Source organism: Stenotrophomonas sp. GD03680, assembly GCF_029844625.1.
GTDB lineage: Bacteria > Pseudomonadota > Gammaproteobacteria > Xanthomonadales > Xanthomonadaceae > Stenotrophomonas > Stenotrophomonas maltophilia_P.
Map to the genome: position 1 here is coordinate 136034 of NZ_JAOCKC010000006.1, position 16809 is coordinate 152842.

The window sequence follows — 16809 nt, forward strand, 5'->3', positions numbered from 1 at the left end:
GTAGATTCAGGAAACGAAGTAGCCGGTGAGCTGCATGCCAACAAGCACGAAGCCGGCGCACATAAGGGCGGTGTTGATGCTGTACGCCTGTCGATGGAATGACGGCAAGCGGCGCCAGAAGCCCATCACGATCAAGATGCCTGCGAGCGCGAGCAGCTGTCCGATCTCGACCCCCACGTTGAAGGCGAGCATGTTTGGGACAAGCCCGTCAGGTGAGAGCGAGAAATCCTGCAGCTTTGTCGCTAGACCAAAGCCATGGAAGAAGCCAAAGATCAGCACGGCGGCTTTGGTGTTGGGCTGTACCCCAAACCAGCGCTTGAACGCGCCCATGTTGTCCAGCGCCTTGTAGACAACCGACAGGCCAATGATTGCGTCGACCAGGTACGCATTCACATGCAATCCGCCCAGGACACCTAGCAGCAAGGTGGTGCTGTGGCCGATCGCGAACAACGTCACGTAGATGCTGACATCACGCATCCGGTACAGGAAGAAGATCACCCCGAACAGAAACAGGAGGTGGTCGTATCCAGTCACCATGTGCTTGGCGCCGAGGTACGTGAACGCGATGAGCTGCAGGCCGGTACTGTCTTCCAGGAAGGCCTGGTCGCCTTCACTGACGCCATGCGCCCAAGCAACGCAAGGCAGAAGGATGGCTGCAAGCAGGTAGAGCCACGCTTGGGTTCGTTTGGAAATGGTCAACTGCATGTTCCTGGGAGGGGTTGAGATGGACGGGTTCACGCTGCGTCCTCCTTCCGCTCATCCCCTTCGCGGTGGATGAGGCGATAGAGCGCCGGCAACACCAGCAAGGTCAGCAGCGTGGAGGAGATGATTCCGCCGATAACGACCGTCGCCAGCGGGCGCTGAACTTCCGCGCCAGCCCCAACGTTTAGGGCCATTGGCAGGAAGCCCAGGCTGGCAACCAGGGCCGTCATCAGCACGGGGCGCAGCCGGGTCAGTGCACCTTCGGTTACCGCTTGGTGCAGGGGAGTGCCCTGTTCCCTAAGGCTCTTGATGAAGCTGATCATGACCAGGCCGTTGAGCACGGCGACGCCCGACAGCGCGATGAACCCCACGCCTGCAGAAATGGACAGGGGTATGTCACGCATCCACAGAGCCACCACGCCACCGGTCAACGCAAGTGGAACGCCGCTGAACACGATGGCAGCATCCTTGCCCGAGCCGAACGCCATGAAGAGCAAGCCGAAGATCATCACCAGGACGACCGGCACGACCACGGACAGCCGCTTGCTGGCAGAGATGAGCTGCTCGAAGGTACCGCCATACTCAATCCAGTAGCCTTCCGGCAACTGCACCTCCTGACCAACCTTCTCTCGCAGCTCCTCTACGAACGAACCAAGGTCGCGACCACGTACGTTGCTGGTGATGACGACGCGACGCTTGCCGTTCTCGCGACTGACCTGGTTTGGGCCTGGCGCAACTTCAACTTTAGCCAGCTGCCCCAGCGGAACGAACGCTCTCTGTTCGCCGGAACTGGCCCCGACGGCGACGGCTACCGGTAGCGATGCGAGCGTCCGGGTGTCCTGACGCAGGTTCTCGGGCAGACGAACGACGATGTCGAAGCGACGATCACCCTCAAAGACCTGACCGACCGCCTCACCGCCCAGCGCAACAGAGATGGTCTTCTGGACCTCGTCGATCGAAACGCCATAGCGGGCCAAAGCACCCAGGTCAGGCGTGATGGTCATAAGAGGCAGACCACTGATCTGCTCTAACTTCACGTCTGCGGCGCCTGGGATGGAACCTGCGGCGTCCTCGATCTGGCTGCCGATCTGCGCCAGCTGATCCAGGTCGTCACCGTACAACTTCACCGCCACCTCGGCGCGTACACCGGCAATCAGCTCGTTCATGCGCATCTGCACGGGCTGGGTGAACTCGTAGTTGTTGCCGGGAATTGCTCGGACAGCCTTCTCCAGCTCAGCAATGAGCTGCGCCTTTGGCTTGCGGGGATCAGGCCATTGGTCGCGATCCTTGAGCATGATGAAGGTGTCTGCGACCGACGGTGGCATGGGGTCGGTCGCTACCTCTGCTGTGCCGATCTTTGCGACAACCTCATCCACCTCGGGGAACTTCTTGATGGTCGCTTCAAGCTGGCGCTGCATGCCGATGGCTTGCGTCAGACTAGTGCCGGGAATGCGCAGCGCGTGAAGCGCAATATCACCTTCGTCCAGATTCGGAATGAACTCAGTGCCCATGCGACTGGCCAGAAGACCCGCCAGTACGGTGAGGACGGCTGCACCACCCACAACCAGTTTGCGAGCACTGACTGCCCGCTCCAGCATCGGGCCATACAGCTTGGTTACGCCCCGCATAGCCTTGGTTTCCTTCTCCGAGACCTTGCCCGTGACAAACTGAGCAACCGCAGCGGGAACGAACGTGAGGGACAATGCCATCGCACCAGTCAGCGCGATAACGACGGTCAGGGCCATCGGGTGGAACATCTTTCCTTCCACGCCGGAGAGCGCAAAGATCGGGATGTAGACGGCGGCAATGATGAACAAGCCGAACAAGCTGGGCTTGATCACCTCGGCACTGGCGCTGGCGGCCAAAGCAAAGCGCTCATCCCGGGTCAACAGACGCCCCAGGGCGTGCTGACGCTCGCCGAAGCGGCGCAGACAGTTCTCAACAATGATGACCGCGCCGTCGACGATCAGACCGAAGTCCAGCGCACCCAAGCTCATCAGATTTGCTGAGACACGGTTCTGGACCATGCCGGAGATGGTCAGCAGCATGGTCAAAGGAATGACCGCGGCCGTGATCAGTGCGGCGCGAAGATTTCCGAGCAGAAGGAACAGCACCGCAATGACCAGCAGGGCACCTTCCAGTAGGTTCTTCTTGACGGTTTCAATGGTGCGGTCGACCAGCTCCGTACGGTCATAGACCGCATGCGCGCGGACACCTTCTGGAAGCGTCTCGTCGATCTCCTTCAGCTTGGCAGCGGTTCGCTGAGCGACTTCGCGGCTGTTCTCACCAATGAGCATGAATGCAGTACCAAGTACCACTTCCTTGCCATCTTTGGTCGCTGCACCCGTTCGCAGTTCGGTGCCCTCGTGAACGTCTGCGAGGTCACCGACGCGAAGCGGCAGCCCCTCGCGATTGGCGACCACGATCTTGCGCAGGCCGTCCATGTCCGCCACTTGGCCAGGAACGCGCACAAGGTACTGTTCACCACTCTTTTCAATGTAGCCGGCACCCACGTTCGCATTGCTGCGCGCCACGGCCTCCATCACATCCTGCATGGTCAGCTCGTACGCCTGAAGCTTGCGCGGGTCAGGCGTGATGTGGAACTGCCGCACATAGCCACCGACGGTGTTGACCTCTGTAACACCTTTCAGATGTCGCATCTGGGGGCGTACCACCCAATCCTGGAGGGTACGAAGCGCCATCGGCGTCCAGGTCTCTTCAGCACCCTTCTCGGCTTCCACGGTGTACATGAAGATCTCACCGAGACCGGTGGCGACCGGGCCCAGCGTTGGCTTCAGCCCAGTTGGGAGCTGGGATGCGGCTTGCTGCAAGCGCTCGGCCACCTGCTGCCGCGCGAAGTAGATGTCGGTACCGTCTTCGAATACAACGGTGACCTGGGAGAGACCATAACGCGAGATGGACCGCGTGTACTCCAGCTTGGCTAAGCCGGCCAAGGCTGTCTCGACGGGGAACGTTACCCGCTGCTCTGCCTCCAGTGGAGAGTAGCCCGGTGCTTCGGTGTTGATCTGGACCTGGACATTGGTGATGTCAGGGACGGCGTCGATTGGCAGCCTGCTGTAGTTCCAGATGCCCAAGCCTGACAGCGCCAGGACCAGAAGCAGCACAAGCCATCTATGCGCGATGGACGCGCGAATGATTCGCTCTAGCATGATGGATCCTTAGTGGTCGTGGCTGGCGCCAGACTTCTCGATGTCTGCACGGATCAGATAGCTCTGCTCGGCGACGTACCGCGTTCCGGGCTTCAGTCCGCCAAGAACCTCTGCCCACTCGCCATCACGCTTTCCAAGCTCAAGCATGCGCACCTCATAGGTATCGCCCACCTGCGCAAATACGACGGTAAAGTCGCGAAATCGCTGGAGCCCTGACTCTTTGACGGCCAGTGGAACAGGTGTCTCGGCAATGATGACCTCGGCCGAGACAGCCATTCCTGGACGCCACTTGCCGTCACCATTGGGGATACTCACGCGCGCAACCACGCTTTGGCCGCTGCTTGCCAGCGGAAGCAGGCTTTGGAGCCTACCTTCAGTCTCCAAGGCACCCGTGGCGGAACGGATCCGCACTGCTTGACCTGGAGCGAGACGCTCGGCGTCAGTGCCCAGAGCTCGTAGATCGACCCAGACCTCTGACAGATCGGCAACGTCGAACAGTGTGTTGTCGGCGGCCACATCACCAACACTGGTGTTGCGCGCAAGAACGATGCCGCTGAAGGGAGCAATCACCGCGTAGGTGCGCATGCTGTCATTGCCTTCAACCGTCGCCAGCGTCTGCCCTGCGGAAACGCGTTGGCCCATCTCGACCGACACGCTGCGGACAATACCTGGGAATCGTGCTTTGACGGCGGCCTGGCGGCCAGTGTTGACCGCGATGTTCCCCATCAGCGTGACCGTATCGCGGATAGTGCCAGCGGTAGCCTCTTCCACCACCACACCCGCATCCTTGGCAGCGCTTGGCTCGATGGTGGTACGGCCCTCATAGGACTGATAGGACCAGGTGTGTGTCTTTCCTCCTACCACTGCGTCTGCCTTCACGTCGAAAGAATGAGGTTCCACGACCTCGCCGTTCCCCACGAGATAGTCGTTTTCGGCGGTGAAAGTGAAATCATTGACCTCACCGTCGAGGCGCTTCAACTGCATTGTTGCCTTCACCTCATTCGGTGAGATCGGCTTGTCATTTCGATAGGCGTAGAGGCGGAACTGAGGAGGCGTGTTGGTTTCATAGACGGTGACTTCAAGTGCGAAATCACCATCGCGGAGCATGCGACCGCGGTTGGGGCCGCGCTCGTAGTCGCCGGCCGCGGCGGTGGACTCTGCGGCTTCTTTCTCAACCGGCTTTTCACCGCCACAGGCGGCCAGTGCCAGCGGAAGCAACATAAGAAGGGCGTAACGATTCATGGGCGGATATCCTGGGCGGAGGCGGTGAGGCGATCTGCCTCGACCAGCAATCGGAGATAGAGTGCGGCGGACTCGACTTCGCGCTCACGAAGGTCGAACAGCGTCTTCTGCGCCTGGCTCAATGCGAGATAGGAGAATCGACCCTCCTCGAAGCCACGACGGCTCTGATTCATCGCCTGCTCCGCCTTGGGGAGCTGCCGCTCACGAACGGAGGTGACCTCCAACTGCGCTTGGCGCAGCTGTTGATAGACTCCGAACAGCTCCTGGTTGAGCTCCAACATTTGTGCTTCACGGCGTGACTTGAGCGCACTCAGTTCGTAGTCGACTTCGGATACCGAGTAGGCTGATCGACGCCGGGTTCCCAAGGGAACCGAGATCGACATGACCAAGCCACTGTCCTTCGTTGCTTCAAGACGGCGAAGTCCAAATCCAACACTCACGTCAGGCTTCGCGCTGGAAACGGCGACATCGCGGCGCGCGGCAAGAATTCTGGACTGGGCATCGAAGGCACGTTGCTGTGGCGCGTTCTGAAGGCGTTCGGACAGCGTCTGGTAGTCATCCAGCGGGGGGAGGATGTTTGTATCGCCGGCGACGGTGTCGAAGTCAGCGGTGAAAGAGCCCCAGGAAGACGCAAGCGCCATGCGCGATGCCTCCAACCGCTGGACTGCTTGATCACGCTTGAGCTCTGCATCGGCCAGGGCGATTTCAGCGGCCCTCAGGTCTGAGTCCGGGTTCCGTGCCGCAGAGACCCAGCGGGCCACCTCTCGCTGGAGCGCGCGGGCCATACGAATCCGCTCTTCCGCATGCTCGACATGCTCCTGCGCCGCAAGCACGTCGATGAATCGACCAGCGGTGCGTGTGGCGATGGCCACCCGGGTCACATCAGCCTCTCGCTGGGCTGCATCGACCTCCGCGCCGCCAAGCGCTTGGCGGGCCGCCCGCTTGCCACCCAGTTCCAGAATCTTGGATACCCGGAACGTTGCCTCGGCAGCGTCCATACCTCGCACGCTGCCACTACCGGCCACGTTCTCCAGTTCTCCGCCGAGCACCAACGGGGCTGCTAAGCCCTCTCGCGCCGCACGGTTCTTTGTCGCCTCTATTTGTGCGGCATCTGCCTGCACGCTTGGGTGAGTGCCAAGGGCGCGGGCAACCGCATCCTCCAGGCGCAGCACTTCGGCGGCGTGGCCAGGAAGGGCCACACCGCAGGCGCCGGCAACAGCCAGCGCCCACACACTACGGAATTTCACGGAAGCCTCCGGAAAGAAAGTCAGAACGACGCGCCGCGTCCCGCTACACGGGAGGCGCGCTCAGGCTGCTAGAGCGCAGCTAGGGTCGTCAGACGATCGGAGGTCGGAAGGGTGACGCCGGGTGCCCTGCAGGCACCCTCAGAAGTCGCAGAGCATGGACTTCACCGGCCAGCGGTAGTGAAGCCAGGTAGACGTGGGGCGTGAACAAGCTTCCAGCGAAACTCGCGTCTGCCTGATGCAGTACCGCATGAGCGCCAGTGGCGTGATCCGGGTCCAGATTGTCGCCCGCACCGCCGGCATGTGAATGGCCATGATCCACCGCTGCTGCGATGTCATGTTCCAATCCGTGCAGTTCGCTGAGCTGGATCACCATCGGCCGCGCAACGACACTCAACAGCATCAGCGCAAAGAAGCTGATCCTGAGGGCAAGGCCGTGGCGGGCGGAAAGACGCATATGGGTTAGCTTAAGCGGGGCTGGCTGGGGTTGTCGAGGGGCCGAAACTGGGCGCAGCCCATCGGAAATACCCCACATAGGGCGGTGGCCGGGCCTTAAGCGCACCCGGCCACCGCTCACCGCTGCGGTTTACATCTTCTTGATCAACTCGTACTCCCCTCCGGTGCGGAGCAGAAGCGTTACGGGCTCCTCGCCCCTGTTGCGCCAGAACCATCCGTGGTTGCCATCGAAGGCAGCCAGGAGCACCCCCTGCTTGGTGGCTTCCCCTCGACCCTTCTCATAGCTGATCGCTCGACCGCCGCCGTCTCCGTGGGTGTCGAAGTTCACGACGCCGCCTTCAACAGACCACTGGTAGCTGGCGCGCTCGCCCGCCTTCATGACGAGCTTGATCTCGGTGCCCTGGCCCGGCGTCAGGACAACCTGTTCTTCGTCCCGCCATTCGGCAGCGGTGGCCGCATTACTCGCGGCAGGCTTCTGAGCAACTTCAACGGTCTTACGGTTCTGCGTGGACACCTGCGTCAGCAGGGCGGCTGCCTCGTCTTCGGCGGCCTTTGCGTCCATCGCAGCGTCAGCTGCCGCTTCCTCGGCAAGCTGTTCCTTGATCTCCCCCATTTCCTTCAGACCAAGTACCCGACCAACACCAGTGGGATCGATTCCGTACTCAGATGGCATCACCACTCCAACCAGGAGGATGATGGCGATGCCGGCGGCAATTGCGGTGGTGCGTCCCAGCTGGCGGCTGGTGGGAAGGTCGCCTTCGGCGGGCTTACTGTTGTACATGATGTAGTTCTCTTGAAAGTCAGGAAACGAAGTAGCCAGTGAGCTGCATGCCGATCAGAATGAATCCGGCGCAGAGCATGGCGGCATTGGCGGTGTAGGCGTGCTTGAAGAAGCTGGGCGTGCGGCGCCAGTAGCCCATTGCGATCAGAATCGCGCCAAGCGAGAGGATCTGGCCGATCTCCACGCCGACGTTGAACGCAAGCAGGTTGGGCAACAGACCATCGGGTGAGATGTCGTACTCGATGATCTTGGTTGACAGACCAAAGCCGTGGAACAGGCCGAAGATCAACGTCGCAACCTTTGTGTTTGGCTGGAAGCCGAACCAACGCTGGTAGGCGCCCAGATTGTCCAAGGCCTTGTAGACCACAGACAGACCAATGATTGCGTCGATCAGGTAGCTGTTGATGCCCACGTTGAACAGCACACCCAGCAGCATCGTTGTGGAGTGCCCGATCGCGAACAGCGTCACATACAGCGCGACATGCTTCATCCGGTACAGGAAGAACACCACGCCCAGGAGGAACAGGATGTGGTCATAGCCGGTGGCCATGTGTTTCGCGCCCAGATAGGCGAATGCGATCAGATTTACTCCAGATATTTCCTGGATGTAGCCCTTGTCGCCTTCGGCGATCGCGTGAGCCAACGCCCCGTCAGCTGTGAGTAGCAGCATGAACAGGGAAAGCAGTGCGAGTAGAGTTCGCGGCCAGTGCGACAGTAGTGGGGGTTGGAGAAGGACGCGCGAGAGCGTCCCGGATTCAGAACTGGGGATCATGATGAGGATCTACGAATGCGGTCAGCGGACCTCCGCCAAAGCTATCCGCTACGACACTGGGAACCGGCGCAACGTGCTACGAGTGCGCAGAAGGCGCGCACGGCACGTCACACGGATCACTGCGCGTAAGCGGGGTCCGGGCGGGGAACGAATGAATAATTTCTTGCAGCGACGAACGTCCAGTAAGGATTGACTGGACGGGCGCTGCCAAGCCTCTGCTCAGTGCGAGCACGAGGCCTGGGTCTCAGGCGATAGGAGGCCTGAACAGGGATGAGCGATGATGCTGAAGCTCTGCCGCTGGCTGGTGCCAGGGATGGATATCGCTCAGATCAACTCGAGCGGGTCCAGCAAGGCTGGCCAAGATGCCTACAGAAGCCGTCAGATCGGCCTGGTGCAACAGGCTGTGCAATCCAACCGCGTGTTCAAGATCACGGTCTGCGGCATCACTCACCCCAACATGGGGGTGACCATGTTCCACCGCAGCCTGCACGATGTGCTGCAAGCCGTGCAGCTCACCCAGATGATTCAGGACGGGTCGCACGAGCAGACTCGCCACCAGCATCATGAAGATGCAGCTGCGCAACAGCACGCTGGTTGGTAGACGAAGGGATCGCACGGGCAAAGACTAGAGGCTTGTTCTGGCAAAGTCGATATGACAACGTCGGGCGCGAGCGGTGAAAATGCCCTCTCGCGCCCCTTGTTCAAGTTTCCGTCATCCAGGCCAACGAGGGTGCACGTCGTCGATGACATACCGATGTGAATGCTTGCCGTTGGAAGAGGCGTGTTCCGCCCAGTGGGGATGGTCCGCAGCCAGATCGTCGTGACCGTGGGAAATCTCGTCCGGGTCATGGGCGGGCCAGATTCTCCAGGCGAACACGAATCCGGCGATGCCGACTACTGCCAGTGCCATGATCGCCACTGGCATTCCAAACTTCGCACCCACGGTTCCCGCCAGAGGGTAGGCAATCAGCCAACACACGTGGGAGAGAGAGAACTGCGCTGCGAACAGGAATGGCAGATCGGTGGATTCCGCTGATCGTCGCAGCAATCTGCCGCCAGGAGTCACCAGCCCCGCATAGCTCATCCCCAACAATGCCCAGCCGGCGAGCACGATGGGCCAACCTATGGAGGAGGGCGAGAGCAGCCAGGTAAGACTGAGGGTCACAAGTACAATGCACATTGCAAGGGCTGCGGAGAGCATCACACGCCTGTCAGCCACCCGATCGAGAACCTTGGGGAGGACAAGCGCCGTCAGCATCGAACCGCCACCGAAAGCTGCCAGCGCCCATGCCACCTGTGACTCTGCTCCGCCGAGAACGTTGCGCACCACGACGACAGTGTTCACGAACACCATGGCGCCGCCGGCGGCCGCACACAGATTAAGGGCAAGCAACCCTTTCAGCCTGGGCGTCTTCAGGTAGATCCGCATTCCTCGAATCGCGCGGGCGTAGGGACCGTCCTTTCTCAGGGAAGGAGCAACGAAGGGGAATGCAGTTGAGAACACCAGCATGGCGGATATCACGAAGCCTACGGACGTACCAGCGAACAGGCCGTGGAAGCTGATCAGCGTCAGCAGAGCAGCGGCCAACGCGGGACTCAGCAGGCTCTCCAGGTCATAGGCCAGGCGCGACAGGGACAGTGCTCGGGTGTAGTCGCGTTCCTCCTTCAGGATTTCCGGGATCGTCGACTGGAACAGAGGGGTGAAGCACGCCGAGGCCGACTGCAGCAAGGCAATGAGCAGGTACACCTGCCAGATCTGGTTGACGAACGGCAGACAAAGCGCCGCGCCCGCCCGCACCAGGTCGAGGGCAATAAGCACCGGTTTGCGTAGATTTGCCGGGACGATCGCTCCGGACAGAGGGGCCAACAGCACGTAGACAATCATCTTGATTGCCAGAGCCGTACCTAGCACAGCGCCCGCCTCAGCCCCCGCCAGGTCATAGGCCAAAAGAGAGAGCGCCACGGTAGCCAAGCCCGTGCCGATCAGCGCGATAACCTGCGCAGCGAACAGGTTCCTGAATGTTGGAAAGCGTAGGACCTCGATCATGGCTCACCTCTAGATGGAACAGTGGAAAGCGCCGCTGCCCTGCGGATCGTAATCCGATCCGTAGGGCAGGACGTGAAGCCGTGGAAGGGGCTTGTGCTCAATCGACTTCGGGTACCGGCAGGGGGTCTTCAATGCCCGCGGCCTTCCTGCGCGCAGTTCTTCGGAGTACCAGCCCGCACAGCGCAGGCAGCACGAACAGCGTCAGTACGGTTGCCGTGGCAAGACCCCCGATAACCACTGTAGCCAGTGGCTTCTGCACTTCGGCGCCCGTACCCGTTGCAATCGCCATCGGGACGAAGCCCAGGGAGGCAACCAGCGCGGTCATAAGAACCGGTCTGACGCGCTCCATTGCACCCAGTTCGACCGCCTCATCTGGCGGAAGCCCCTCGTGCAGGCGTTTCTTGATCGCGGAGATCAGAACCAGGCCGTTGAGCACCGCGACACCAGATACCGCGATGAAGCCCACAGCGGCTGAGATCGAGAAGGGGATTCCTCTCAACGCCAATGCGAAGAATCCACCGGCCAGAGCAAGTGGCACTGCAGTCAGTACCGTACCTGTCAGCAAACCGTTGCCAATCGCCATGTAGAGGACGGCCGCAATGAGGATGAAGCAGAGAGGCACAATGATCGCCAGTCGCTTCGTTGCTGCCTGCAGATTTTGGAACTGCCCGCCCCATTCGATCCAGGAACCGGTGGGCAACTGCACCTGCTGGCCAATAGCCGCCTTGGCGTCGTCAACGAAGCTACCCAGGTCACGCCCGACCACATTCGCTTCCACATAGATTCGACGTTTGCCATTGTCGCGGCTGACTTCGTTCAGACCCTGCGTGAAGCGGAAGCTGACCAATTCACGAAGCGGAACAGACTGACGGCCTTCCTGACTGCCTGGCGGCAGCATGACCGGAACGGCTCCCAGTACATCGAGATCGCTGCGGTCCACACGGGGCAGACGAACCACTACGTCGAAGCGCCGATCACCTTCGAAGATCTGGCCCGCCATGCGACCTGCCAGCGCAGCAGACACTGTGTCGGCCACTTCCTTGACGGTCAGTCCGTAACGGGCGATCGCGGCCCGGTCGAATGCCATGTCAAAGGTCGGGAAGCCTCCCGTTTGCGCCACACGGACATCCGATGCGCCCGGAATCTTCTTGAGGACGCTCGCAATCTTGTCAGCGCTGCCGGCAAGCGCCGTCAGGTCTTCGCCATAGATCTTGACTGCAACGTCGCTACGAACGCCGCCGATCAGCTCATTGAAGCGCATCTCGATGGGCTGGGTGGCGTCATAGTTGTTACCAACAAGAAAGGCTGTCTTCTCTCGAATCCTCTCGATCACCTGCTCTTTGGTCTTCACTCCATCCGGCCATTGGTCCTTGGGCTTGAGGATCACGTAGTTGTCGGACGCGTTGGGCGGCATGGGATCTGCGGCCAGGCTTGCGGTACCGGCCTTGGAGTACACCGTCTGTACCTCCGGCAACGTCATCAGTGCCTTCTCAAGAGGAAGGTCGATGGCGACGGACTGCTCGATCGATGTGGACGGGATGCGAACGGAGGACAGGTTGAGATTCTGCTCATCCAATGTGGGCATGAACTCCCGACCCACAAAGCCAAAGGCCACAACGCCGGCCACCAGGACGCCAAGACCACCGGCCAGGTAGGGCATGGGTTGGCGGATTGCGCTGCGAAGCATCGGCTGATAGCGGCTCTTGGTGGCAGCGACTACCCGTACTTCTTTCTCGGAAATGTGGCCCTTGAGCATGACCGCCACCATCGCCGGAACGAAAGTGAGGGAGAGCACGAATGCAGAGGCCAGCGCCAGCATCAGGGTAATTACCATCGGGGAGAACATCTTTCCCTCGACGCCCTGGAAGGTCAGGCATGGCACGAAGACCAGGAAGATGACCGCCTGCCCATACACGGTCGGGCGGACCATCTCCTTGGACGAGGCGATCGTTTCATGCAGCCGCTCCGATAGATTGAGTGGGCGCCCAAGTGCATGCTGTCGCTCTGCCAAACGGCGCAGCGCGTTCTCGACGATGATGACCGCGCCGTCGATGATCAGGCCAAAGTCGAGCGCACCCAGACTCATCAGGTTGCCAGAGATCCCGAGCTTGTTCATGCCGATCGCGGTGATCAGCAGGGACAACGGAATCACCAATGCAGCAATGACAGCAGCTCGCCAGTTTCCGAGCAATGCAAATAGGATGACCACGACTAGAAGAGCGCCTTCGGCCAGGTTCTTGGCGACGGTCTTGATCGTTGCGACAACCAGCTGGGATCGGTCCAGCGTGGGAACAATCCTCACGCCCGGCGGCATGGTCTTGCCGATCTCCTGCAGCTTGTCACCCACTGCGGCCGCCACAGTTCGGCTGTTGGCGCCAACCAGCATGAGTGCGCTGCCAACGACGGTCTCGTAGCCATTGCGGCTGGCGGCACCGCGGCGGAGCTCACCGTCAACGACCACACGTGCGACGTCTCCCACTGTTACGGGAACTCCGTTGCGATTGCCCACAACGGCACGGGCAATCTCGTCCACGGAGCGGATGCGGGCGTCTGCGCGCACCAGATAGGACTCGCCCGACCTCTGGATGTAGTCTGCTCCGACCGACAGGTTGGCATCCTGCAACGCGTCGGCTAGGTCGGTATAGGAGAACCCGTACTCTGCGAGCTTGCTCGCATTGGGCTCAACGACATACTCCTTGACGTAGCCGCCGAGGCTGTCGACGTCTGCTACGCCCGGCGTCGTGCGCAGCTGAGGCCGCACAATCCAGTCCTGGACTGTGCGCAAGTAGGCCAGACGTGCCATGTTGTCCGTCAGCCGTTCCCCCTGATCAGTCAGGAACGAACCGTCGCTTTGCCAGCCAGGCTTACCATCATTTCGCGGGGCATCTTTGCCATCTGGGTGGGTGAATTCAACGCTGTAGTGGAATACTTCGCCCAACCCGGTCGAAACCGGGCCCATCAGCGGTTCGGCACCCTCCGGCAACTGGGGCCGAGCCTGAGTCAGTCGCTCGGTGACCTGTTGGCGCATGAAGTAGAGGTCTGCGCTCTCATCGAAGATCACCGTGACCTGGCTGAAGCCGTTGCGCGAGAACGACCGGGTGTTCGCGACGCCCCGAAGTCCTGCCATCGCGGTCTCGATCGGGTAGGTAACGCGCTTCTCGACCTCCACTGGACTCAGCGTCGGGATGACGGTGTTGATCTGGACCTGCTTGTTCGTGATATCCGGAGTCACGTCGATCGGTAGCAGGTTCAGTTGCCACCCGCCGATCACCGCAATCACCAGTGTGATGAACAGAACCAGCCAGCGGTGCCGTACGGCACCCGTAAGTACTTGCTCGATCATTACTCGTCTCCGCCCGACTTTTTCATCTCGGCCTTCACCAGAAACGCATTACGGGTAGCAACCGGGGTTCCCGCAGTGACGCCAGAAAGGATCTGCGCCATACCACCGCTACGGAGGCCAATGAAGACCGGCTGTGCAGTGAACCCCTTACTGGTTCTGACGAAGAGGACGTCTTTTCCGTCGATGTTCTGGACCGCCTCTTCCGAGACAGACAGCCCCTCACCCGATCCGGAAGCGGTGACCAGCCGGACCTGCACACCGTCACCCACAACCAATCCGTTCGCCTCTGCGCTCGGGGTGATTACGACTGTGGCAGCCCTTGTCAGCCCACCTACGGCGGCAGCAACTGAACGGACCTTGCCTGAGGTGACGCTTCCGTCGGAGCGGGTAATGGACGCGCTGTCGCCGGCCTTGATCCGACCGGTGTCACCCGCACGAACGGAGGCCTGAATCTCCACGCCATTGGAACCTGTGACCCTATAGAGGGAGGCCTGCGGCTCGACGAAAGCGCCCAGAGTCACTTGCGAGCTGCTGATGGTTCCATCGATAGGGCTGATGACGTTGACGCTACCTCCTCCATCCACATTGGCGGTGCGTGCCACCAGGGCAGCGCGTTGTGCTTCTGCTTGCGCTGTGAGATAAGCGGCGCGACTCGCCTCGGCCTCTTGTCGTGCCAACACGCCCTGTGCGAGCAACGACTCATCGCGCTTGACGTTCTTTTCGGCGAGGGAGAGGCTGGCGCTGGCCACACGAAGGTCAGCCGCAATACGGGCCCCATCAGGGCTGGCTACGCGTGCCAGCACTTCGCCCTTCTTCACCTTGTCGCCCACCTGCCGGATGACATCGGTGACGTTACCGGCCGCACGTGCCACCACGACGGCCTCACCACCGGGGATTGCCACGACCGAACCCGATGCGGTGATGTTCGCCGCTACCTGAGCGGAAGTGACGGGCTCCACCGAGATCCCCGCAGCGGCAACATACTCCTTGGGAATCGCGACTTCCTGAGCCGCCTCCGCCGGCGCACTGGCGCTGGCTTCGTCTTTCGCGGGGTCGACCACCGTCTCTGAAGGGGCGGATAAGCGTGCAATGCCAAATCCTGCGCCAAGCGCCAAGGTAGCCACGCCGATCATCGTCAGGGTGTTAACAGCCGGAATACTTCTCTTCATCTACATGTCTCCAAAGGCAATCTGACCGCTGGCCACGGCGAGCGATGCGTAGGCGGCAACGCGTGCGAGTCGTGCATCCACCACGCTCAGCCTCGCGTCCGTCAGCGTGCGACGGCTAAGCAGCAGCTCAACCAGTGGGGTTCTACCGGCCTCGTATCCCAAGCGCGCCATTCGGTAGGCTTCCGTGGCTGCTTCCTCTCCCTTGGAGGCAGCGATCAGTCCTCGCTTGGCGGCGTCAACACGCGCAAGCGCAGTCGCACGGTCCGCCTGGCTCTGGAGGCGTGCGGCATCCAATCGAGCACGGGCGGCGTCGCTCCGTGCTCGAGCCGCGCTGATCCCGCCACTGTTCCGGTCAAACAATGGGATGCTCAGAGACACGCCGACGACCAATGCGTCCCCACCGGCGGCGAAGTTGCGACGGCCTGCGGTGAGGTTCAGGTCCGGTGCCCGCTTGAAGCGTTCAGTGCGCAGAACCGCATCGCTCGCGTCGACGTCTGCCTTCGCAGACAGGACAGATGCCGAATCGACGTTCGCAATTGCGGGCGCAACCCACTCGCGCACCAGGAGTGACTCGGACGTGCCTGAGTAGGGTTCCGCTCTTCCCGCCAGTACTGACAGTTGCTCGAGAGCTGCAGCCGCCTCTGCCTCTCTTGAGGCGGCAATCGCTTCTGCTGAGCTCAAGCCTGCCTGGGCTTGTGCTACGCGCAGGCTGGCCTCCTTTCCTGCGTCAACCAGCGCCTGAGCTGCCTTCAGGTCGCCTCTGGCGCGATCAACATCTTCGGCAGCAATGTCGCGCCGTATCAGCCCAGCTTCGGAAGACGCGTAGGCAACAGCCAAGGCTGCGGCGAATTCGACTTGCGCCTGGTGCTGGCGAGCTTCGGCCGCCTGCAGCCCTTTCTCTCCCGCCTGGATTCGAGCCCCACGTTGGCCAAAGATCTCGAGTGGCTGGCTGATGGTGTAGGTCGTCTGCCGCTGGCTCGCGCCATTGCTGGGGGGAGCGTTGAGATTCTCTGCGAGGGCATCAATGGTGGGGTTACGTAGCGCTCGCGCTTGGCGGGCTTCGCCCGCAGCGGCAGCTGTGTCGAACCCCTTTTCCTGAAGGAAGGGGGATTGGGCCCTGCTCTGCTCGAGCAACGCGCTGAAGTTCGGGGCGTCCGAGGCATAGGCCGCAGAGATACTGGTCAGGGCCAGCATCACCGTCAGGGCAAGCAATGATGGTTTCATGAGGATCCGGTGCAGTGGGGCCGCAATCTCGGCCGTCTTTCTGCACTACGCGGCCTGCGCGGCCTTCCCCTCGAATCCGGCGAAAATTTATTTCCCGCGGCTCAGTGCATCTGTCAGTTTGGCCCGCGCTCTCAGGACGCGACCCTCTATCGTTTTGAGACTGATACCCAGGGCGGAAGCTGCTTCAACCTGGGAAAGGCCGACGAAGGCAGTCAGAACCAGAGCTTCACGCAGGCTCGGGTCGATCGTGTTGAGAACCCTTCTTACTTCTGCGAGCTCAAGCTGAGAACCGGCAACCTGCTCTGGCCCGGCCTGCTCGGAATGCAGGGCGCGTCCTTCCTCATCATCCAAAGGCTTGGCCCGAAACAGGAAGTGGCGGACGCGTCGAAACCGTTGCGTATCACGAACCTTGTTGATTCCAATACGCATCAGCCAAGGAAGTACCGAGCGCGTCGGATCGTACTCTGACAGGCCTCGCCAAGCGGCAACGAATGTCTCCTGCACGACATCATCGACGTCGGTTTCGGGCAGACCCATGCCTCGAACCATCTGCTTGATTGCTGGCGAGTGACGGCGGACCAGGCGAGCGAAGGCCTCAGCATCACCCGCCGCAGCTTCAACTGCCCAGTTGTTGTCGTCCTCGATGGTCACAACGTTTG

General features: G+C 61.1%; 13 protein-coding genes. 1 reads left to right on the forward strand and 12 read right to left on the reverse strand.

Annotated elements, in window-relative coordinates:
* Positions 1-6: 6 nt before the first annotated feature.
* From N5J29_RS10230 to N5J29_RS10260, 7 genes are all read right to left on the reverse strand, one after another.
* Positions 7-705, reverse strand: a complete 699-nt coding sequence (locus tag N5J29_RS10230) for a HupE/UreJ family protein (RefSeq protein WP_008264906.1) — start codon at positions 703-705, stop codon at positions 7-9.
* A 29-nt stretch (positions 706-734) separates the two neighbouring features.
* Complete coding sequence (locus N5J29_RS10235) at positions 735-3872, reverse strand: CusA/CzcA family heavy metal efflux RND transporter (protein ID WP_049400892.1); 3138 nt, start codon at positions 3870-3872, stop codon at positions 735-737.
* A 9-nt stretch (positions 3873-3881) separates the two neighbouring features.
* Positions 3882-5114: an efflux RND transporter periplasmic adaptor subunit gene (locus N5J29_RS10240; protein ID WP_040006894.1), complete on the reverse strand. Its 1233-nt coding sequence runs from the start codon at positions 5112-5114 to the stop codon at positions 3882-3884.
* A complete protein-coding gene (locus tag N5J29_RS10245; protein ID WP_075075812.1) occupies positions 5111-6361 on the reverse strand; it encodes a TolC family protein in 1251 nt (416 codons plus the stop codon). The genes N5J29_RS10240 and N5J29_RS10245 overlap by 4 nt, the downstream gene beginning before the upstream one ends.
* Before the next feature lie 88 nt (positions 6362-6449).
* Complete coding sequence (locus tag N5J29_RS10250) at positions 6450-6815, reverse strand: hypothetical protein (protein ID WP_075075811.1); 366 nt, start codon at positions 6813-6815, stop codon at positions 6450-6452.
* A 129-nt stretch (positions 6816-6944) separates the two neighbouring features.
* Complete coding sequence (locus N5J29_RS10255) at positions 6945-7595, reverse strand: hypothetical protein (protein WP_008264806.1); 651 nt, start codon at positions 7593-7595, stop codon at positions 6945-6947.
* Between the two features lie 19 nt (positions 7596-7614).
* Entirely contained in the window at positions 7615-8265 is a 651-nt protein-coding gene (locus N5J29_RS10260) for a HupE/UreJ family protein (RefSeq protein ID WP_223224807.1), read from the reverse strand.
* Between the two features lie 379 nt (positions 8266-8644).
* Between N5J29_RS10260 and N5J29_RS10265 the strand changes: the two genes are divergently transcribed.
* Positions 8645-8968, forward strand: a complete 324-nt coding sequence (locus tag N5J29_RS10265; RefSeq protein WP_008264507.1) for a hypothetical protein — start codon at positions 8645-8647, stop codon at positions 8966-8968.
* Positions 8969-9079: 111 nt separating this feature from the next.
* On the opposite strand, the gene N5J29_RS10270 is transcribed toward N5J29_RS10265, so the two are convergent.
* The 5 genes from N5J29_RS10270 to N5J29_RS10290 form a co-directional block, all read right to left on the reverse strand.
* Positions 9080-10414, reverse strand: a complete 1335-nt coding sequence (locus N5J29_RS10270) for an MFS transporter (RefSeq protein ID WP_008267238.1) — start codon at positions 10412-10414, stop codon at positions 9080-9082.
* A gap of 97 nt (positions 10415-10511) precedes the next feature.
* Positions 10512-13757 carry a CusA/CzcA family heavy metal efflux RND transporter gene (locus tag N5J29_RS10275; protein WP_008266162.1) on the reverse strand — a complete coding sequence of 1082 codons (3246 nt, stop codon included), beginning with the start codon at positions 13755-13757 and terminating at the stop codon, positions 10512-10514.
* Positions 13757-14926 carry an efflux RND transporter periplasmic adaptor subunit gene (locus N5J29_RS10280; protein WP_032961315.1) on the reverse strand — a complete coding sequence of 390 codons (1170 nt, stop codon included), beginning with the start codon at positions 14924-14926 and terminating at the stop codon, positions 13757-13759. Before N5J29_RS10280 ends, N5J29_RS10275 begins: the two co-directional genes overlap by 1 nt.
* On the reverse strand, positions 14927-16150 hold the full coding sequence (locus N5J29_RS10285; RefSeq protein WP_008266451.1) for a TolC family protein: 1224 nt from the start codon (positions 16148-16150) through the stop codon (positions 14927-14929).
* An 87-nt stretch (positions 16151-16237) separates the two neighbouring features.
* Entirely contained in the window at positions 16238-16801 is a 564-nt protein-coding gene (locus N5J29_RS10290; protein WP_049400889.1) for a sigma-70 family RNA polymerase sigma factor, read from the reverse strand.
* Positions 16802-16809: the final 8 nt, after the last annotated feature.